This is a genomic window from Rhodococcus sp. NPDC003383, from assembly GCF_053589115.1.
In genome coordinates this window covers 1-19,549 of the sequence record NZ_JBSFRG010000026.1, presented here as the reverse complement: position 1 = coordinate 19,549, position 19,549 = coordinate 1, and the positions used below count along the sequence as shown (strand labels likewise).

Here is a 19,549-nt window from a genome sequence, read left to right as displayed (position 1 = left end):
GTATACGTTATTCGTCGTTTAGCGTCGCTGCGGTGAGCGACGACAGGCGAGACGTACTGATCAGGGCCGAGGACCTGGCCCGGAATCCGGGTACCTACACGATCCTCGACGCGACCGTCTCGTTCCCCAAGCCCCGCTTCGACGGCGACTACCGGCCCGAATCCGGTCTCGCCGATTGGGAGCGCGCCCACATTCCCGGCTCGCTGCACGCGAACCTGCTCGGCGATTTCAGTGCCGTCGACGCGAACCTGCACTTCACCCGTCCGGCACCCGCCCGGCTCGCGCACGCTCTCGGGAACCTCGGTATCGCACCCGACGCCGAGATCGTGGTGTACGACCAGGGCACGAACACCTGGTCCGCGAGACTGTGGTGGATGCTGCGCAACATCGGGATCGCCGCGCGGGTCCTCGACGGCGGACTCGCCCGCTGGACTGCACTCGGACTGCCCGTCGAGACCGGTGCGGCGGAGCCGCGCCCGGCGACCGAACGGTGGGCACAGCCGACCGATCACGGCCTGTGGCGCGACCGCGACGCCGTACTGTCCATCAGCGCGGGCGATGCCCCCGGCACGCTGGTCTGCGCGCTCGACCCGGAACAGTTCGCGGGCACCGCGACGACTCGCTACTCGCGGCGCGGCCACATCCCGCGCAGTCTCAACCTGCCGGCGAAGGGTCTGCTCGACGACGGGCTGCTGCGGCCGGACGAGGAGGTGTCCGCGGAGGCCGAGGCGGTGCTCGCCGATTCCGAGCGCCCGGTGGTCCTCTACTGCGGCGGCGGTGTCTCGGCCTGCCTGGTCGCCCTCGCGCTGGTGCGCGTGGGGTTCGACGACCTGGCCGTGTACGACGGATCGCTCGAGGAATGGACGGCGGATCCCGCACTGCCCATGGTCACGGCCGCGCCTTCCGAGGACCGGGAGGGTGACACATGACGCGATGTCGCCGCTCCTGATCGTCCCGAAACCGACTTCCCCTCTCCGACAGGAACTTCTGTGACTACCACGACGAACGCCCCCACCGTCGACGATGTGGCCGCCGCGCTCGAGGCGCTGCGTGCCCAGGTGCCGCTGGTGCAGTCGCTGACGAACATCGTCTCCGCCAACTTCCTGACCAACGTGCTGCTCGCGGCCGGTGCCAGCAACGCCCACATCGACAATGCCCACGAGGCCGGTGGATTCGCCCGGATCGCCGGCGGTGTGCTGGTCAATCTCGGCACCCCGGACGACGGCACCGCCGCCGCGTTCACCGAGGCCGCCGGTGCCGCCCGCGAGGCCGGAACCCCGTGGGTCCTCGACCCGGTCGGCGTCGGCGGGTTGCCGTGGCGCACCGGTCTGGCCGCCGATCTGCTTGCCCTGCACCCGACTGCGATCCGGGGCAACGCCTCGGAGATCATCGCGCTCGCCGGGTTGGGCGGCGACACCCGCGGCGTCGACAGCGCCGACGAGGCTGCCGCCGCGGTCCCAGCGGCGCTGGCGCTGCTCGAGCACGCCGACGCCGTCTCGGCCTCCGGACCCGTCGACTACCTGGTCGGACGTGACCGCGAGGGTGGGATCACCGGGGTGCGCATCGCCGGAGGCAGCGCGATGCTTCCGCGCGTGACCTCCACCGGCTGCTCGCTCGGCGGCCTGGTCGCGGCCTACCTGGCGGTGGCGCCGACCCCCTTGATCGGTCTGGCCGCCGCGCACGCCCATGTCGCGGTCGCCGCCGAGATCGCCGAGGAGAACTCCACGGGCCCGGGATCGTTCGCCGTTGCCTATCTCGACGCGCTGTACGCGGTCGATGCCGACACGCTGCGGGCCCGCGCCCGCATCGAGGCGCTCGAACTTTCGAACTGAGGACGAAAACCGATGGGCATCAAGACTTTCTGGTATCTCACCCAGGCCGACGGGGACTACCCGTGGAGCCCGGGCGGGCTGTATCCGGTCGACGGGCAGCGGCAGATCGAACTGGCGAAGACGATCGACAACGGCGGGTTCGACGGCGCGCTCGTCGCGACGTGGCCGAACGATCCGTTCATCTCGGCGACCTGGGCGGCCGCGCACACCACGCGCATGAAGTTCCTCGTCGCGATCTACGCGAACATGACGCCGGCGCGTCTGCTCGCGGAGAAGGCGCTGACGTTCGACGCGTTCAGCGGTGGCCGCCTGATGATCAACTCCGTCAACGGCCGCGAGAACATCCTCACCAAGTACGACATGAACGTCGAGCACGACCGGCGGTACGAACTGGGGGAGAAGTACTGGGCGGACTTCCGGCGGATCTACGCCGAGGGCACCGAGTCGAACTTCCCGAACACGCCGCTGCGGATCGACGCGCCGAGCGAGGACCACAGCGTTCCGCTGTGGGGGACCGGGGATTCGCCTGCGGGACTGCAGAATTCCGGCAAGGTGCTCGACGCGTACCTGGTCATGCTGCGTGAGACGGCGTTCGTCGAGTCCAAGTTCACCGCGGCACGAGAGTCCGCGGCCGCCGAGGGGAGGGAGTTCACCGACTTCGGTGCCCTCTCCGGCGTCATCGTCCGGCCGACGCAGGCCGAGGCCCTGGACCGGTTCCGGTCCCTGTTCGAGAAGGCCGGGATCGATCGGATCACCGACGTCCTGGACAAGGCGGTACGCCGTCGCACGGGCGGCAAGCAGGACCTCAAGACGTTCACCGCGCGCGACGCGCAGCGGCAGGGCTGGGTCGACACCATCAACGCCGGCCGCCTGCCCGAGCCGAAGGACCTGTATCTCGGTGACGGCCTGTACGCCGGCATCACGGCGTGGTCGCCGCTCGACATCTTCGCGACCGGGTCGTCGGCGGTGTACTACGCCGGAACGCCGGACGAGATCACGGGGCACGTGCGGGCGCTGCACGACCGAACGGGTCTGACGACGCTGATCCTCGCCGGCTGGCCTCTGATCGACGAGGCGAAGAACGTTGCCGAGCATCTGATTCCGCGCTTCCGCGAACTCTGAGTCGCGCTGCGACGAGGCCACCACGGCTGGGACCCCGGTCCCGGTAGTGGTGGCCTTTTGGGTTGCGGAAATTCGGACTGGTCAGTAATTGATTGTTAATGTAGGTTGCCCAAAGTAAGGTAAGCCAGACCTCAGTCCGAATCAGAGAAGAGTGACATTCAGTTGACGCGCACCGTTCGGCGCTCTCACGCCTTACCCCTCGTTCTTGCGCCCGCGCTCCTCGTGGCCGCCTGCGGCTCCGGCGACACCACGGACGCCGCGTCCGGTCCGGCAACCGCGGACTCGCTCACCGTCGCCGTCGCCAAGGACAGCGGTCCGCTGAACATCTTCGTCGGCCAGACCGACCAGATGACCGAGCTGGTCTACGACAAGCTCCTCTCGCCGTCGCCGTACGTCGCGGAACCGCAGCCGTGGCTCGCCACCGACGTGCGCCAAGTGAACCCCACGACTTGGGACGTCGACCTGCGCGACGACGTGACCTGGCACGACGGTGAGGCGTTCACACCCGACGACGTCGTGTTCAGCTTCCACTTCATGCACGCCGCGCCCACCGGGCGGTTCACCCACCACGTCAACGATGTTCCGTCGATCTCGACGATCGACGTCACCGGAGAGCACTCGGTGCGGTTCGTCTGCGACTACTCGTGCCCGGAACTCGGCACCGTGACGCTCGCCGACCTGCCGATCCTGCCCGAACATGTGTGGGCGAACGTCGACCCGGCCAAGGTCAAGGAAGTCACCGATCTGCCGGTCGGCACGGGCCCCTTCAAGCTCGTCGACTACAACCCCACGACCGGATACCGCTTCGAGGCGAACGCCGACTACTTCGCGGGCGCACCGACCGTCGACGAACTGATCATGCCGGTGATCGCCGACTCCTCCGCCGCATTCACCGCGCTTCGCTCCGGGCAGGTCGACGCCGTCGACCGGGCGCTGCCTCCCGAGCTGGTCGATCAGTTCAGCGCGTCGAACGACATCGGCACCATCGACGTGGATCCGCTGGGTTTCACCGAGTTGCGAATCAACTTCACCCGTGAACCCTTCGCCCAGGCCGATTTCCGCACGGCTCTGAGCTTCGCGTTCGACCGCGACAAGATGCTCGACATCGTCGCGCTGGGGAAGGGGCGACCCAGCACCCAGGGCTACGTGCACCCGGATGCACCGTTCGCCGATCCCGACGCCGACACCCCGTACGACCCTGCGCAGGCCGCCGCCTTGTTCGACTCCCTCGGATGGAAGGACGTCGACGGAGACGGCCTCCGCGAGAACCCGGCCGGTGAGAAGCCTGCTCCGTTCAAGTTGGTCGTCAACGGCGGCAATCCGCAGCATGTCCGTGCCGCCGAACTGTTCGTCGAGGACTTCGGCGAGGCCGGATTCGCCGTCGTCGTCGAGCCCCTCGAGGCGGGTTCGCTGTCGAGTGCGTCGTCCAACAAGGAATACGACTTCCTGATCAACGACATCGTCCCGCACGGGACCGCCGACCCGACGCAGCTGATCATGTCGCACCGCTCCGGCTACCTGTGGGATTCCCCGAAGATCGCCTACCCGGAATACGACGCTCTGTACGAGAAGTGGCGTGCCACCGACAACTACGACGACCGTGTTGTGGTCCTGAAGGAGATCCAGAAGCTGATCAACAGTCAGCCCACGACCCTTCCCCTGTACTACGCAGAGGAGACCTGGGCCTACGACGCCGAAAGCTTCTCGGGCTGGGTCGAGACCCCCGGTTACGGCATCGTCCACAAGTGGTCGTTCCTGCCGGCGGACGTCGTCGCCGCCGCGAACGCGGAAGCGCCGCAGGACTGATCGATGGTTATTCTGCGCCGAGCAGGGCAGTACGCCCTCGTGCTGTGGGCGGCGGTGACGCTGAACTTCGCACTGCCGCACCTCGCACCGGGTGATCCGGTCGGCTACCTCTACGTCGGCGAACTGCAGGGCCTCGGCGAGAAGTACCTCGCGGAACTCCGCGCCGGCTACGGCCTGGACAGGCCGATCCTCGAGCAGTACCTCTCGTTCTGGTCGGGGCTGCTGCGGGGAGATCTCGGGATGTCCGTGCAGTACAACAGGCCTGTTCTCGACGTGTTGGGGGAGAAGCTGTCCTGGACGGTCGCGTTGGTCGGCATCTCGATGGTGCTGGCCTTCGTGATCGGCACCCTGCTCGGCGCGTGGGCCGCGTGGCGACGCGGCACCGCGAAGGAGACCGGCACGGTTGTCGGTGTCCTCGTGGTGGATTCGATGCCCGCATTCTGGGTGGGCATGATCCTCATCGCCGTGTTCTCGGTGACGCTCGGCTGGTTCCCGTCCTACGGGGCCGCGACGATCACCGCGACCGGCGGGCAATGGCTCGCAGAAGTCGCCTCGCGGATGGTCCTTCCCGTCGCGACGCTGACCATCGCGAGCATCGGCGGATTCTTCCTCATGACCCGGGCCTCGATGATCGGCGTGCTCGACGAACCGTTCATCCGGCTCGCCCGGGCCAAGGGACTCGGGGAGTTCCGGGTGGCGATCCGGCACGCGCTGCGCAACGCGGTGCTGCCCGTCTACACGACCCTGACCCTGACGGTCGGTGTGCTGCTGTCCGGCGCGGTCGTCGTCGAGTCGGTGTTCGCGTATCCGGGGCTGGGCAAACTCACCTACGACGCGGTGACCGCCCGCGATTATCCGTTGCTGCAGGGTGCGTTCCTGCTCGCGACCGTCGGCATCGTCGCGGCGAACCTGCTGGCCGATCTGACCTATCCGCTGCTCGATCCGCGGGTGCGCCGCGACCGGACCGCGGCCGAAGGACGCACCGAGGTAGCCGTATGAACGTCAACCGCTTGACCATCGTCGGAACCCGAACCCGGTCCCAGCGCCTCGCGCTCGTCGGCGCGGTACTGCTCGGTGCGCTGCTGCTGTGCGCGATTTCCGCACCGTGGCTCGCGCCGTTCGACCCCACCGAACGGGTGACGCGCCCGTTCGCGGCGCCGTCCGCCGAGCACTGGCTCGGCGCCGACGACGTCGGCCACGACCTGCTGTCGATGCTGATCCACGGCGCCCGCATCTCGCTGTTCGTCGGGATCGTCGCGGCCGTGATCGCCACCGCCGTCGGCACGATCGTCGGGGTCGTCGCAGGATATGCGCGCGGCGTCGTCGACACCGTGCTGATGCGCATCGTCGACGTCGTGCTGGCGCTGCCGGTGCTGCCGCTGACCATCGTCATCGGCGTCTTCGCCGGACCCGGTCTGCGCACTCAGATCATGGTCATCTCGGCGGTGTTGTGGGCGGGTTTGGCCCGCGAATTGCGCGCACAGGTCCTCACACTGCGCGAACGCGATCACATCCAGGCCGAACGCGCCATGGGCGCCGGTCCCGGGTACGTGCTGTGGCGTCATATCGCCCCGTCGGTCGTGCCGCTGGTGGTCCCGCAGTTCGTGCTCACCATCAAGACTGCGGTGCTGCTCGAAGCATCGCTCGCGTTCCTGGGACTCGGCGACATCTCCGCCGCGAGCTGGGGATCGATGCTGTCGATGGCGCACGCGCGCAGTGCCTTCCTGACCGACGCCTGGATCTGGTGGGTGATCCCGCCGGGTGTGGCCATCGCCGTCACCGTGCTCGCATTCGCGTTGCTCGGCAATGCCATCGAGGAGCGATCCCACCCGATCCTCCTGCCGGCGAAGCGATCCCGGAAGAAGGCCGCCACCGCACCGGCTCCGGTCGATCCGGATGTCGATGCGGGAGCACCGCTGGTGATCGACGACCTCACCGTCGTCTACGGTGAGGACGGGCGCGGCGCCACGGGAGTCGGATTCACCGTCGGCGCAGGAGAACTCGTCGCCCTCGTCGGGGAATCCGGCAGCGGCAAGTCGACGGTCGCGGCGGCCACGATGGGGTTGCTGCCCCCGGCCGCGCAGATCGTTTCCGGGGCGGTGCGGGTCGACGGCCGCGACGTGGCCGGGATGAGCCCCGCGGAACTCCGGGGCCTGCGCGGCAACCGCATCGCCCTGATTCCGCAGGAGGCGCTGAGCGCCCTCGACCCCGTCTACACGATCGGCTCCCAGATCGACGAAGCCGTCCTCGCCCACCGCTCGTGCACGAGAGCCCAGGCGCGGGAACGCACCCTCGAGCTCCTGGCCGACGTGGGTCTCGAGGCCGACAGGGTCGACGCCTACCCGCACCAGCTCTCGGGCGGCATGCGTCAGCGCGTCGTGATCGCGATGGCGCTCGCCAACGAACCGGACGTGCTCGTGGCCGACGAACCGACCAGCGGACTGGACGTGCTGCGCGAGGCCGAGGTTCTTGCGCTGCTCGACGAGCTGCGGGTGCGCCGATCCCTCGCGTTGCTGATCGTCACCCACAATCTGCCGGTTGTCGAGCGAATCGCCGACCGTATCGCGGTGATGAAGGACGGCGAACTCGTCGAGATCGGTACCGCCGAGCAGGTCGTCGGGTCGCCCACGCACCCGTACACCCGCAAACTCGTCGAATCGGCGCCCCGGCTGCGTCCGTCACTTCAGGAGGTCTTCTCGTGAGTGCACTGCTCGACATCGCATCGCTTTCGGTCGCATTCGACGGCAAGCCCGCGATCACGGACGTGACCCTGCAGGTCGCCGCCGGTGATTCCGTCGCGCTGGTGGGTGGCTCCGGAGCCGGGAAATCCACCGTCGCACGGGCGGTCGCCGGCCTGGTGACCCCGACCGCGGGACGGATCGTCTTCGACGGAGTCGACCTGACCGCGGTGCCGCAGCGCCGGCGCCGCGCGGCGCGCAAGGGGATGCACCTGGTCTTCCAGGACCCGTACGCGTCGCTGCCGCCGACCCTGCGGGTGGGGGACATCGTCGCCGAGCCGATGGTGATCCACCGTATCGGTGACCGGGACAGCCGCCGGCAGGCCGCGGTCGCGGCGCTCGAATCCGTGCACCTGCGTCCCGCCGAGAGCTTCCTGCAGCGCTACCCGCACGAGCTGTCCGGTGGGCAGCGTCAGCGGGTGGCGTTCGCACGGGCGCTGGTGACCAGGCCGAAACTGCTGCTCGCCGACGAACCGACCAGTGGTCTCGACGCGTCGCTGCGACTCGAGATCGTCGACCTCATGGGCGAACTCGCCGTCTCCGAGAACATGGCCGTCGTCCACATCACCCACGATCTGGCGCTGGCCGCCCGTAGTTGCCGCGACATCGTCGTGATGCAGGGCGGGCGCATCGTCGAAGCCGGCCGCGCCGACACCGTTCTCGCCGACCCGGCACACGAATACACCGCCGCCCTCGTCGGTGCCGTGTCCGGTGTCTGAACCCGATTCCGCTGCAACCCGACTCACACCAGGAGATGTCCCGATGTCCGAAACCATCGCCGTCGCCGAGAACGGCACCGTCATCGATTTCACCGTCGACGACGTCATGAAGTACCACGGCCCGGGATTCCCGGGCGGAGTTGCACACGCGGTGAAAGTCCTCGAACGCGCGCTGCCGGTGCTGAGTCCCGACGCGCCCGCGGAGCGCCGCGAGATCAGCGTCGCCACCGCGCACCGCGGTCCCGGCGTGCGCGACACGTTCGAGGCGGTGACCCGGGCTGTGACCGCCGGGCGGTTCACCGTCGACGCGGAACTCGAGCGCCGCGATCGCGGGCAGACGCTGGAGCGGTACGTGTTCGTGCTGACCTACCGCGACCGGACCGTGCGGCTCGAGATCCGCGACGGCTTCGTCACCGACGAGTTCATCACCCTCGGGCGCAAGGCCGACCGCACCGACGACGAGGAAGCACGCCTGACGGTGCTCAAGCAGGAGATGGCCGATCGGCTGCTCGCTGCACCCGCGGACGAGGTCTACGACATCGTGAACTGACGTGCACCGCGGTGGATTTCACCGATCGGGCCGACGATGTCCGACGGTCCCGTTAATCTTCGCCCATGACCGAGAAGGCGAAAGGCCCGGAGTCGTACTTTCCGTCGATCGAGAAGAAATACGGTCGCCCGATCGAGGAGTGGAAGACGATGATCCGCGAGTCGGATCTGACCAAGCACATGGAATTGGTGAACTGGCTCAAGGTCGACCACGGCATGGGCCACGGACACGCCAACGCCCTCGTCGCCCACACCCTGAAAGAGAACGCGGGCTGAACCGACCGGGCCCGCCACCGCAGTGCGGTGGCGGGCCCGATCGTGCGCGGAGCGTCAGGTGTTGTCGACCCAGCGCAACAGCGAGTACAGGAACCGCGTCGCGCCCGGCATGAAGTTGCTGCCGTGGTGGTACGTCGGATCGAGGGTCGTGACGATGAGACGGCCCGCAGTCGAAGTGGTGTCCTCGTAGAGCATCATGCCCGCGTCGTGCGGATTGCCCTCGGCATCGGGTTCCTCGGAGACCACGAGCGGGACCACGTCCGCTTCGGTGCGGAGCAACCCGTGGTGATGCCAGATGACGGATTTGGTGCTCAGGTACGCCCATGCCCCGTGGTCGTGGCTGCGGGTGCGGATCAGCGGGTCCTCACCGTGGAGCCACCACCAGAAGTTCGTCGGCCGCGGTTCCCATTCCACGCCGGGAAGCCAGGTGTGGACGCCGTTCTCGCCGAGGACGACGAGCGTGTCGCCGCGCTCGGCGACCGCGCGGAACCGATCGGCGTGGCGGGCGACGAGTCCGGGATGCAACCGGTCGGCGACGATCACCGTCGAGTAGCCGTCGAGATCGCCGTCGGCGAGGTCGGCCAGGTAGTGGAAGTCCGGCTGGTAGGCAAGCACCGCCGGGTCCTTCATCGTCTGCAGATGGGGGTAGGACCCGCCGTGGACGATGGCCAGGCGCCGGCTCCGCAGGGGTGCGATGTCGGTGCGGGAGAAGGGTTCGGCGGTGGTCATCGCTGCGTCAGCCAATCGATCAGTTGCGGTGTCATCCGCGCGGACGTGTTCGGGTCGTTCTTCCAGCCGGTCAGGTCGTTCCCGCCGTGGACGAGCACCTGGCCGTCGCCGAGCGGGTAGACGAAGTCGAGGGGCAGCGCGTGTCGGCCGATGCGGGTCGTGACGATCGCATCGTCGGGGATCTTGTCGACGTAGCCGCGCGCGTAGAAGCCGGTGACGCCCTTGCGAAAACTCAGGTCGGCAGGGTCGACACCGTCCCACACCGGGTGCGGATCGCCGAGCGTGATCGCGAGGTCCTTCGGGCCGGTGTAGGCGAGCTTGCGCCACACCCCGAGGCCGGGAAGGAAATCCGTCAACGCGTGACCCATGACGGCGACGCGGCCGCCGCGGGTGACGAATCCGGTGAGCAGATCTCGGTTGCGCTCAAGGAAGATCTGGTCGACACCGCCGCCGATGATCAGGCCCCGCACTGTCGTGAGGTCGACGTAGGGGAGGTTGTAGACGTCGACCTGACCGACGCGGGGTCCGGTTCCGGGTTCGCCGGCGAGGTTTTCGGTGCCCATCGTCACGTGCAGGACAGCGGCGATCGCGGTGGGCTCGTCGGTGGTGGAGGGCGGCCGGTTCGATTGGGGCACTGTTGCTTCCTGGTGTTGGCTTCCGGGGCACGGGTCCGGTCTCCGCGACGGTGTCGCGGGCCGGGCTCGCCGGGTTCGTCCGAATAAGGTGAACCTTAAGTAGTAAAGGTAAACCTAACCCGCTCACCCAGGCAAGCTGCCCACGCCGAAAGGCGCCGGCAGCCGTGTGCTGCCGACGCTGCAAACGTGGCGTGCGCCCGTCAGTTACAGACGACGGTGAGACCGAGACCCCGCCAGATCTTGTACTCGACGTAGTCCCATTCCTGGTCCGTCGAATCCCATTCGGGACGGATCTCGGTGTAAAACCCCTTGTCCCGCTGCTCGGTGACGTTGCACACGGTCAGCGCGCTGCCGGACTTGTTGGTGATGGTGTACGGGATGTCCTGTGATTCGAGGGTGGCGACGGCGTCCTGCTCGCTCATGCCTACGACGTTGGGGATTCCGACGACGAGGATGTCCTCGTACAACCACTCGGCGGATGCAACTCCGGTGCCGAGGGTGAGTGCGGCGGTGGCCGCGAGAACCGCGGCGGTCAGGGTTCTGCGCATGACAACGTCCTTCCGGAGACGATGCCGGTTCGAAATGCGGACCCGGCAAGGAAAGCCGGGCGACGGGGCGGGTCGCCGCAGTGCCCCGCGCTGTGCGGCGAACCGGATGCGCACCGAAGGATCGGGTCACGCCTGTCGACGTGGCCGCCGAGGTGTGGACGCGATCCGGTGCTCATCGGGGTGTATTCGTCGCGGGCCGTTGCGACGAATGTGCGTTACGTCACAAATCGTACCTCCGGGTCTGTGGAGGTGGCGGGGACTTCGGCAACTTGTTATTGACAGCACCCTGTCTAATTGACAGGATGCTGACATATCGATGAACGACATCGGAGGTTGCCATGACACCCACGCTCGGCACAGTGTTCCTCGCCGTCTACGACACCCTGGCCGACTGGGAACCCGGCCATGCCGTCGCTCACCTGGCCCGGGCCGGCTACACGATCCGGGCCGTCGGGCCGAGTCGTGAGCCGGTCACGACCATGGCCGGCATCCGCATCGTCCCGGATCTGGCCCTCGACGAGGTCAGCCCCGACGACGCCGCCCTGCTCGTGCTTCCCGGCGCCGACCTGTGGGATACCGGCGACGAACTGGCCCCGTACGCACGCCTCGCCCGCGAATTTCTCGACACCGGCGTGCCCGTCGCGGCGATCTGCGGCGCCACCGCCGGACTCGCCCGCGAAGGCCTGCTCGACGACCGCGATCACACCAGCAACGTGTCCTTCTACCTCGCCGCCACCGGCTACGGGGGCGCGGGTCGCTATGTCGAGGCCGATGCCGTCACCGACGGCATCCTCGTCACCGCCGGTGGGACCGAACCGGTGGCGTTCGCCCGCGAGATCTTCGGCCTTCTCGGCGTGTACGAGGGTGAGGTCCTCGACGCGTGGTACCGCCTGTTCCACGACTCCGACGCGTCCGCCTTCCCGATCCTCGAGGCGGCCGAAGAGGCGGCGGGCGGCGACCGGTGAGCCGTGCCGAACAGGATCTGCTCAGCCGGGCCGCGCTGAGCGTCTTCCGTCTCAACGGCCAGTTCCTCTCGGCCGCCGAGGAACTCGCGAAACCGGCCGGTTTGACCGCGGCCCGCTGGCAGGTGCTCGGCGCCGTCCTGCACGAGCCGCTTCCGGTCGCCGGAATCGCCCGCGCGATGGGCATCACGCGGCAGTCGGTACAGCGCATCGCGGATCTGCTCGTCGATCAGGGGCTCGCGGAGTACACCCCGAACCCGGCGCACCGCCGGGCCAAGCTGGTCGCACCCACGGCGGCGGGCCGCGCGGCGATCGAACGTATCGGTCCGGCACACGCCGAACTCGCCGCGCGGCTGGCCGGCGCGCTCGGTGCCGAGGGCTTCGCCGAGACGGTGCGAGTCCTCGAACGGCTCTCCTCGACACTCGACGCGATCGGCGTCGCCCGGTAGTGCTCTGAGCACCGTGACCACCACGGGGGTGTGGTACGCGTCACAATCGATCAAAATGCTCAGTTGTTCTCGATGCTGTTGACGGATTGAATCAGGAATGGAGATTATTGCTGCACCAATTGATGTGACTCGAGCGACACTGCACAACGGATGTCGCAAAGGAACGGTGGTGTGCGATGACCGAGATCGCGGTCCGTGAAAGCGACAGCCTTCCCTATGATCTGAACGACCGATACCGCTCCGGCTCCGGAACGGTCCTGCTCACGGGTGTGCAGGCCATTGCCCGGCAGCTCGTCGAACAGCACGTGCGGGACATCCGCGAGGGCCGTCGCGTGGCGACCTTCGTCTCCGGGTATCCCGGAAGCCCGCTCGGCGGCCTGGACAAGTTGCTGCACGGCATGCCGAAGGTGCTCGCCGAACACGACATCACGTTCACCCCGGGGTTCAACGAGGAACTCGCCGCGACGGCGGTGTGGGGCAGCCAGGCGGACCTCGGAGCGGGCACGCCGACGCACGACGGCGTCGTCGGCGTCTGGTACGGCAAGGGCCCCGGCCTCGACCGCGCCACCGACGCGCTGCGGCACGCCAACATGTACGGCGTCTCACCGACCGGCGGTGTGCTGCTGATGGTCGGTGACGACCCCGCGTCCAAGTCCTCGACCGTGCCCGCCGTCAGCGAGCGGTCCCTGGCCGCCCTCGGCATCCCGGTGCTCTTCCCGCGCAACGCCGCCGAGATCGTCACGATGGGCCTGCACGGCGTCGCCCTCTCGCGGGCCTCGGGGTGCGTCGTCGCACTCAAGATCGTCGCGGATGTCGCCGACGGCGCCTGGAGCGTCGACGGGTCGGTCGCGGACACCGAGATCACCGTTCCCGAAATCTCCTGGGAAGGGAAGCCGTTCGTCTACAAGCAGCGCCCGATGGCCGCGCCGGTCGACAGTGTGATCGCCGAAGCCGACCTGTACGGGCCGCGCTGGGCGATGGTCCAGGCCTACGGCAAGGCCAACGCGCTCGACGTCATCGAGGTCGATCCCGCCCATGCCCGCATCGGCCTCGTCGCGACCGGCACCACCTTCGACGCGCTGCGGCAGGCCCTGCTCGACCTGTCCGTCACCGACGCCGACCTGCACAAAGCCGGCATCCGGCTGATGCGCATCGGCATGCCGTACCCGATCGGACCCGACATGGTCCGTGAGTTCGCCGACGGGCTCGAGCGCATCGTCGTCGTCGAGGACAAGACCGCCTTCGTCGAAACCCAGATCCGCGAGATCCTCTACGGAACCGAATCGGCGCCGGTCATCGTCGGCAAGAAGGACGCCGACGGACGGCGACTCGTCCCGGTGGACGGCGAACTCACCGCCGGCCGGATCCGCGGGCCGCTGCGCCGCGTCCTGAAGGGGCATGTGGACCTCGGCCCCGCGCCGCTGCCGCAGCTCCCGCTCGAGGTGCTCTCGGCCACCCGCACTCCCTACTTCTGCAGCGGCTGCCCGCACAACCGTTCCACCGCGCTGCCGGAAGGATCGATCGGCGGCGGCGGCATCGGCTGCCACGCGCTCGTCACGATGTCCGGCCGCGCCGACAGTGCGGTCACCGGGCTGACCCAGATGGGCGGTGAGGGCACCCAGTGGATCGGTCAGGCCCCGTTCACCGACGTCGGTCACATGTTCCAGAACCTCGGTGACGGAACGTATTTCCACTCCGGTCAGCTCGCCGTCCAGGCGTGCGTCGCGGCCGGCGTGAACATCACCTTCAAGCTGCTCTACAACGACGTCGTCGCCATGACCGGCGCGCAGGACGCCGAGGGTGCGCTGACCATTCCCGCGCTCACCCACAAGCTCACCACCGAGGGCGTCAAGCAGATCATCATCTGCTCCGACGAACCGAAGCGGCATCGCAAGCGCAAGCTCGCCCGCGGCGTCACGGTCTGGCACCGCGACCGCCTCGACGAAGCACAGCGCGTGCTGCGCGAGGTTGCCGGCGTCACCGTGCTCATCTACGACCAGCACTGCGCCGCCGACGCGCGACGTCAGCGCAAGCGCGGCACCCTGCCGACCCGCACGACCCGCGTCGTGATCAACGAGGCGGTGTGCGAGGGCTGCGGCGACTGCGGCGTCAAGAGCAACTGCCTGTCGGTGCAGCCCGTCGACACCGAGTTCGGTTCGAAGACCCGCATCGACCAGACCTCCTGCAACACCGACTACTCGTGCCTCGACGGCGACTGCCCGTCGTTCGTCACCGTCGAGATCGACCCCACCCGCAAGACCGAGAAGCGCACCGCACCGACACCGCCCGCCGTGCCCGACGTCGAGACGGCGGTCGCCGGCACCCGCAACGTGTTTCTCGCCGGAATCGGCGGAACCGGCATCGTCACCGTCAACCAGGTTCTCGCGACCGCGGCGATGCGTGCCGGCTTCGAGGTCGAATCCCTCGACCAGATCGGTATGAGCCAGAAGGCCGGACCGGTGGTCTCGCACCTGCGGTTCGCCCCCGACGAGCTCGAACCGGGCAACCGCGTCGGCACCGGCGGTGCGTCCTGCCTGCTGGCCCTCGACCTGCTCACCGCGGCCGATGCGAAGAACCTCGCCTACGCCGATGCGGCCACCACCGTCGCGGTCGCGTCGACGAGCCGCACCCCCACCGGGGACATGGTGTACGACCGGTCGATCCGCCACCCCGACGAGGAGCAGCTGCTGTCGCGGCTCGAGGCCGCCACCGCCCGGCTCGCCTCGTTCGACGCCCTCGCCGCCGCACAGGCCCTGTTCGGGAACACTGCCGCCGCGAACTTCCTCGTCGTCGGTGCCGCGCATCAGCTCGGCGGCCTGCCGATCCCCGCGGAGGCCATCGAGGAGGCCATCGAGCTCAACGGTGTCGCGGTCGCGGCGAACATCGCGGCGTTCCGCTGGGGACGCGCGGCGGTTGCCGATCCCGACGCGTTCGCCGCGGCGACCGAGCCGGTCCGCGCGCAGCGTTCCGGGACCGTCGTCCCGGAGGAGCTGCTGGCCGGCACCACGTTCGACGGTGAGGTGCTGCGCCTGGTCCGGATCCGTGCCGCCGCGCTGATCGACTACCAGGGCCGCCGCCTGGCCGCCCGGTACATCGAGCAGGTGCAGTCCGTCTGGGAAGCCGAGCGTCGCGTCACCGACCGCACCGAGTTCTCCGAGGCGGTCGCCCGCGGGCTGTTCAAGTTCACCGCCTACAAGGACGAATACGAGGTCGCGCGGATGCTCGTCGATCCGGCCTTCCTCGACGAGGTGAACGCGCAGGTGCCCGACGGAGCGGACCTGACCTACCGCCTGCACCCGCCGGTCCTCCGGGCACTCGGCCGCAAGAAGAAGGTCGGTTTCGGACCCAGAACCCATGTGGCACTGCGTCTCCTGGCGAAGGGCAAGAGGCTGCGCGGAACCCGGCTCGATCCCTTCGGCTACGCCCACGTGCGCAAGGTCGAACGCGAGCTGCTCGCGCACTACACCGACACCGTCCTGGGTCTCGCCGCAGACCTGAACGAGGACACCTACGACCGCGCGGTCCGCATCGCGGACCTGGCCGACACCGTCCGCGGCTACGAGGACGTCAAGCTGCGCTCGATCGAGCGCTACCGCGCCCAGCTCGCCGAACTCGGCATCGACGCCCCGTCGGCACAGACCCCCGAAACCTCCCAGATCTCCACCGCCCGAAAGGAATCCGTCGCGTGAGCACCCCCACCGTCATCCGCCCCCTCGAGGACACCGCAGCAGGAGTCTTCGGCCGGTCCCGCAACCTGTCGGATCGCCCGCACGAACAGGTCGTGTTCTGTGAGGACGCCGCGACCGGGCTCCGCGCGATCATCGCGATCCATTCCACCGCACTCGGACCCGCGCTCGGCGGCACCCGCTTCTACCCGTACGCCGACGAGCGGCAGGCGCTCGACGACGTGCTGCGCCTCTCGCGGGGAATGACCTACAAGGCGGCGGTCTCCGGCGTCAACCTCGGTGGCGGCAAGGCCGTGATCATCGGCGACCCGACCACGGACAAGACCGAGGCGCTGCTCGCCGCGTACGGCCGGTTCGTCGACTCCCTCGGCGGTCGCTACATCACCGCCGCCGACGTGGGAACCTTCGCCTCCGACCTCGACGTCGTCGGCCGCAGCACCGCCCACGCGGTCGGCCGGACCGTTGCGGCCGGTGGATCCGGGGACAGCTCCCCGCTCACCGCGCTCGGCGTGTTCCAGGCGATGCGTGCCGGTTCCGAGAACGTTTGGGGCGCACCGAATCTCGACGGACGTGTCGTCGGCGTCGAGGGTCTCGGCAAGGTCGGGTATTCGCTTGTCGGCCTGCTCGCCGCGGACGGCGCCCACGTGGTGGTCTCCGACGTGAATCCGGCCGCGATCGAACGCGTCGTCGCGGACTTCCCGAACGTGCGGGTCGCCGACAGTGTCGTCGAGGCGCCGCTGGACGTCTACGCGCCGTGTGCGCTGGGCGGCACGCTCTCGCCGGTCACGGCCCGGTCCCTGGACGCGCGGCTCGTGTGCGGCGCGGCGAACAACCAGCTCGCGTCCCCCGAGGTCGAAAACCTGCTGGGGGAGCGGGGGATCACGTGGGTGCCCGACTACGTGGCCAACGCCGGCGGCCTGATCCAGGTGGCGGGCGAGGTCGACGGTTTCGACGCGGCGGCCGTGCGTTCCGACGTCGAGGCGATCTTCGACCGCACCTCCGAGATCTTCGAGATGGCACGGGTTCTGGGCACCGGGCTCGGCGCCGCCGCGAACCGGATCGCGGAGCAGCGCATCGACGCAGCGTGACATCGATGCAGTAATACGAAACAGAGGCAGGGGAGTCGCTACGGCGGCTCCTCTGCCTCGTTGCGTCCGTCCGTGTGTCGCCGTCAGGGAAGGTCCGCGACCGGCGTCGAACGGCCGTGACCGGCACCGCGGGTGAGCTGATCGAGCAGAGGCTGCGTCCGGTACGCCACAGGCGTCGTCAGGGCCAGCGTCGTGGTGGTGTGTGCGACGCCTTCGATCGAGTGGATGCGTTCGAGCACCTGCAGCAGGTTCTCCTGCGACTGGGCGGCCATGCGGATCAGCAGGTCCTCCCGGCCCGTGGTCGCGTGCACCTCGAGCACCTCGGGGAACCGTTCCAGTTCGGCGATCACGTGGCCCATGCGGGCCTGGACGAGCTCGGCGCCGATGAACGCCTGCAGTGGCAGGCCCAGCTTCGGTAGGTCGACGACCGGCCGGTATCCCGTCACGGCTCCCGACTCCTCGAGCTTCCGGATGCGCGACTGGACGGTGTTGCGTGCGACGCCGAGCTTCGCCGACAGGTCGACGATCCCGGCGCGAGGGTTGTCGGTGAGCTCGGCGAGCAGGGCCGCGTCGAGACGGTCGAGACTGAGCACGGTGACATCCTTTCCACTGTGATGCGTGTCACTAGTTGAGCATAGTGCATAGCTGTTGAAGAAGATATTGACACCATTCTCGCTAGTGCCATGATTGCTGCATAGAAATGCTCACAGAATCTCTCATCGACGCAGCATGAAGCGCCATCTGTGAGCGAACGCCCCCGGCTACCCACGAGGTCCGGTGGGGCAATACAACCCACACCGAGGAGCACAACATGCCCGGAGTCGGCATCTGGCGCACCAAATCTGTAGAGCAATCGATCGCGGACACCGATGAACCCGGTTCGAGGCTCAAGCGTGAACTCACCGCGAAAGATCTGACCGTATTCGGTGTCGCCGTCGTGGTCGGCGCCGGCATCTTCACCCTCACCGCCCGCACCGCCGGGAATGTGGCCGGCCCCTCGATCTCGCTGGCCTTCGTTCTCGCCGCCATCACCTGTGGCCTCGCCGCCCTCTGCTACGCGGAGTTCGCCTCGACGGTTCCCGTCGCCGGCAGCGCCTACACCTTCTCGTACGCGACGTTCGGCGAGTTCGTCGCCTGGATCATCGGCTGGGACCTGATCCTCGAATTCGCCCTGGCATCCGCCGTGGTCGCGAAGGGGTGGTCCATGTATCTCGGCGGATTGTTCGGCGGCAGTGAACACACCACGATGCATCTCGGGCCCCTCGCATTCGACTGGGGTGCACTGCTCATCGTCGGTGCGATCACCGTCATCCTCGCCGTCGGTACCAAGGTGTCCTCGCGGGTGTCCGCGGTCGTCACCGCCATCAAGGTCGCGGTCGTGTTGCTCGTGATCGCCGTCGGCGTCTTCTACATCAAGGCGAGCAACTACGCGCCGTACATTCCGCAGGCCGAGGAAACGCAGACCACCGCGACCGGCGTCCACCAGTCCCTGTTCTCGGCGCTGACCGGCGCCGGTGGCAGCACCTACGGCTGGTACGGCCTCCTCGCCGCGGCGAGCCTGGTGTTCTTCGCCTTCATCGGATTCGACGTCGTCGCCACCACCGCCGAGGAAACGAAGAACCCGCAGAAGTCGCTTCCGCGCGGCATCCTCGGATCGCTCGCCATCGTCACCGTCCTCTACGTCGGCGTCACCCTGGTGCTCACCGGCATGGTCAAGTACACCGATCTGCGGACCGGCAGCGCCCTCGTGGGTGACGGCAGCGCCACCCTGGCCACCGCGTTCGAGGCACACGGCATCACGTGGGCGCAGATGGCCATCAACATCGGCGGCCTCGCCGGCCTCACCACGGTCGTGATGGTGATGATGCTGGGCCAGACCCGCGTGCTGTTCGCGATGTCCCGTGACGGACTCATGCCGAAGAAGCTCGCCACCACGAACCACAAGGGCGTCCCGGTGCGCATCACCCTGATCGTCGGCGCCGTCGTCGCCGTCCTCGCGGCGGTGTTCCCGATGGGTGTGCTCGAGGAAATGGTCAACATCGGCACGCTGTTCGCGTTCGTGCTCGTGTGCATCGGTGTCATGGTTCTCCGCCGGATCCGTCCGGACCTGCCGCGCGGTTTCCGCGTCCCGATGGTGCCGCTGGTGCCGATCCTCGCGGTGCTCGCCTGCGGCTGGCTGATGCTGAACCTGTCCGTCGAGACCTGGATCCGGTTCGTCGCCTGGATGGCCATCGGTGTGGTGGTGTACTTCGCCTACGGTCGCCGCAAGTCGGTCCTCGGACAGCGACTGCGAGCAGAGCAGCGGCGGGTCGACGAGGTCGAGCAGGTCTCCGAACCGCGCGAGGTCCCGCAACCCGAACCGGTGTAACCGCCCGTACCCGTGCGCGTTTCCGGTAGCACCAGCTACCGG

Annotated in this window: 18 protein-coding genes; 14 read left to right on the top strand and 4 right to left on the bottom strand. The window is 68.3% G+C overall.

The window, feature by feature from the left end; translation table 11 throughout:
- The first annotated feature begins 32 nt into the window (after window positions 1–32).
- The 9 genes from ACWDTS_RS20810 (at window position 33) to ACWDTS_RS20770 (ending at window position 9,042) form a co-directional block, all read left to right on the top strand.
- Window positions 33–929: a sulfurtransferase gene (locus ACWDTS_RS20810; RefSeq protein ID WP_248675306.1), complete on the top strand. Its 897-nt coding sequence runs from the start codon at window positions 33–35 to the stop codon at window positions 927–929.
- Between the two features lie 60 nt (window positions 930–989).
- Window positions 990–1,832 carry a hydroxyethylthiazole kinase gene (gene thiM, locus ACWDTS_RS20805; protein WP_197250995.1) on the top strand — a complete coding sequence of 281 codons (843 nt, stop codon included), beginning with the start codon at window positions 990–992 and terminating at the stop codon, window positions 1,830–1,832.
- A gap of 12 nt (window positions 1,833–1,844) precedes the next feature.
- Window positions 1,845–2,954 carry an LLM class flavin-dependent oxidoreductase gene (locus ACWDTS_RS20800; protein ID WP_197250996.1) on the top strand — a complete coding sequence of 370 codons (1,110 nt, stop codon included), beginning with the start codon at window positions 1,845–1,847 and terminating at the stop codon, window positions 2,952–2,954.
- A gap of 222 nt (window positions 2,955–3,176) precedes the next feature.
- Complete coding sequence (locus ACWDTS_RS20795; RefSeq protein WP_450108129.1) at window positions 3,177–4,760, top strand: ABC transporter substrate-binding protein; 1,584 nt, start codon at window positions 3,177–3,179, stop codon at window positions 4,758–4,760.
- A 3-nt stretch (window positions 4,761–4,763) separates the two neighbouring features.
- Window positions 4,764–5,759 (top strand): ABC transporter permease, encoded by a 996-nt coding sequence (locus ACWDTS_RS20790; RefSeq protein WP_197250998.1) that lies wholly within the window; start codon window positions 4,764–4,766, stop codon window positions 5,757–5,759.
- Window positions 5,756–7,462: a dipeptide/oligopeptide/nickel ABC transporter permease/ATP-binding protein gene (locus ACWDTS_RS20785; protein WP_248675303.1), complete on the top strand. Its 1,707-nt coding sequence runs from the start codon at window positions 5,756–5,758 to the stop codon at window positions 7,460–7,462. The genes ACWDTS_RS20790 and ACWDTS_RS20785 overlap by 4 nt, the downstream gene beginning before the upstream one ends.
- Entirely contained in the window at window positions 7,459–8,217 is a 759-nt protein-coding gene (locus tag ACWDTS_RS20780) for an ABC transporter ATP-binding protein (protein WP_197250999.1), read from the top strand. The genes ACWDTS_RS20785 and ACWDTS_RS20780 overlap by 4 nt, the downstream gene beginning before the upstream one ends.
- 43 nt (window positions 8,218–8,260) lie before the next feature.
- Window positions 8,261–8,767: a hypothetical protein gene (locus ACWDTS_RS20775; RefSeq protein ID WP_450108130.1), complete on the top strand. Its 507-nt coding sequence runs from the start codon at window positions 8,261–8,263 to the stop codon at window positions 8,765–8,767.
- Between the two features lie 65 nt (window positions 8,768–8,832).
- Window positions 8,833–9,042 (top strand): DUF4287 domain-containing protein, encoded by a 210-nt coding sequence (locus ACWDTS_RS20770; RefSeq protein ID WP_248675301.1) that lies wholly within the window; start codon window positions 8,833–8,835, stop codon window positions 9,040–9,042.
- Window positions 9,043–9,096: 54 nt separating this feature from the next.
- Here the strand turns inward: ACWDTS_RS20770 and ACWDTS_RS20765 are convergent, their stop codons facing one another.
- From ACWDTS_RS20765 to ACWDTS_RS20755, 3 genes are all read right to left on the bottom strand, one after another.
- Window positions 9,097–9,771, bottom strand: a complete 675-nt coding sequence (locus ACWDTS_RS20765; protein ID WP_197251001.1) for a hypothetical protein — start codon at window positions 9,769–9,771, stop codon at window positions 9,097–9,099.
- A complete protein-coding gene (locus ACWDTS_RS20760; RefSeq protein ID WP_307846041.1) occupies window positions 9,768–10,406 on the bottom strand; it encodes a hypothetical protein in 639 nt (212 codons plus the stop codon). The genes ACWDTS_RS20765 and ACWDTS_RS20760 overlap by 4 nt, the downstream gene beginning before the upstream one ends.
- 200 nt (window positions 10,407–10,606) lie before the next feature.
- Window positions 10,607–10,954 (bottom strand): PASTA domain-containing protein, encoded by a 348-nt coding sequence (locus ACWDTS_RS20755; protein WP_197251002.1) that lies wholly within the window; start codon window positions 10,952–10,954, stop codon window positions 10,607–10,609.
- Window positions 10,955–11,292: 338 nt separating this feature from the next.
- Here ACWDTS_RS20755 and ACWDTS_RS20750 point away from each other — a divergent pair, with 338 nt between their 5' ends.
- The 4 genes from ACWDTS_RS20750 (at window position 11,293) to ACWDTS_RS20735 (ending at window position 17,139) form a co-directional block, all read left to right on the top strand.
- The gene (locus tag ACWDTS_RS20750) at window positions 11,293–11,919 is read left to right on the top strand and encodes a type 1 glutamine amidotransferase family protein (protein WP_450118940.1); all 627 of its coding nucleotides are present in this window, start codon (window positions 11,293–11,295) and stop codon (window positions 11,917–11,919) included.
- Window positions 11,916–12,365, top strand: a complete 450-nt coding sequence (locus tag ACWDTS_RS20745) for a MarR family winged helix-turn-helix transcriptional regulator (protein ID WP_197251004.1) — start codon at window positions 11,916–11,918, stop codon at window positions 12,363–12,365. Before ACWDTS_RS20750 ends, ACWDTS_RS20745 begins: the two co-directional genes overlap by 4 nt.
- Before the next feature lie 176 nt (window positions 12,366–12,541).
- Window positions 12,542–16,054 (top strand): indolepyruvate ferredoxin oxidoreductase family protein, encoded by a 3,513-nt coding sequence (locus ACWDTS_RS20740; RefSeq protein ID WP_450118939.1) that lies wholly within the window; start codon window positions 12,542–12,544, stop codon window positions 16,052–16,054.
- A complete protein-coding gene (locus ACWDTS_RS20735) occupies window positions 16,051–17,139 on the top strand; it encodes a Glu/Leu/Phe/Val family dehydrogenase (RefSeq protein ID WP_248673617.1) in 1,089 nt (362 codons plus the stop codon). Before ACWDTS_RS20740 ends, ACWDTS_RS20735 begins: the two co-directional genes overlap by 4 nt.
- 83 nt (window positions 17,140–17,222) lie before the next feature.
- On the opposite strand, the gene ACWDTS_RS20730 is transcribed toward ACWDTS_RS20735, so the two are convergent.
- Window positions 17,223–17,732, bottom strand: coding sequence for an Lrp/AsnC family transcriptional regulator (locus ACWDTS_RS20730; protein WP_248673618.1), 510 nt, complete (start codon window positions 17,730–17,732; stop codon window positions 17,223–17,225).
- A 218-nt stretch (window positions 17,733–17,950) separates the two neighbouring features.
- Between ACWDTS_RS20730 and ACWDTS_RS20725 the strand changes: the two genes are divergently transcribed.
- A complete protein-coding gene (locus ACWDTS_RS20725; RefSeq protein WP_248673619.1) occupies window positions 17,951–19,507 on the top strand; it encodes an amino acid permease in 1,557 nt (518 codons plus the stop codon).
- Window positions 19,508–19,549: the final 42 nt, after the last annotated feature.

Coding starts and splice junctions, on each gene's coding strand:
- ACWDTS_RS20800 (WP_197250996.1), top strand. CDS start 1,845: ATGGGCATCAAGACTTTCTGGTATCTCACCCAGGCCGACGGGGACTAC.
- ACWDTS_RS20790 (WP_197250998.1), top strand. CDS start 4,764: ATGGTTATTCTGCGCCGAGCAGGGCAGTACGCCCTCGTGCTGTGGGCG.
- ACWDTS_RS20785 (WP_248675303.1), top strand. CDS start 5,756: ATGAACGTCAACCGCTTGACCATCGTCGGAACCCGAACCCGGTCCCAG.
- ACWDTS_RS20775 (WP_450108130.1), top strand. CDS start 8,261: ATGTCCGAAACCATCGCCGTCGCCGAGAACGGCACCGTCATCGATTTC.
- ACWDTS_RS20770 (WP_248675301.1), top strand. CDS start 8,833: ATGACCGAGAAGGCGAAAGGCCCGGAGTCGTACTTTCCGTCGATCGAG.
- ACWDTS_RS20765 (WP_197251001.1), bottom strand. CDS start 9,771: ATGACCACCGCCGAACCCTTCTCCCGCACCGACATCGCACCCCTGCGG.
- ACWDTS_RS20755 (WP_197251002.1), bottom strand. CDS start 10,954: ATGCGCAGAACCCTGACCGCCGCGGTTCTCGCGGCCACCGCCGCACTC.
- ACWDTS_RS20750 (WP_450118940.1), top strand. CDS start 11,293: ATGACACCCACGCTCGGCACAGTGTTCCTCGCCGTCTACGACACCCTG.
- ACWDTS_RS20740 (WP_450118939.1), top strand. CDS start 12,542: ATGACCGAGATCGCGGTCCGTGAAAGCGACAGCCTTCCCTATGATCTG.
- ACWDTS_RS20725 (WP_248673619.1), top strand. CDS start 17,951: ATGCCCGGAGTCGGCATCTGGCGCACCAAATCTGTAGAGCAATCGATC.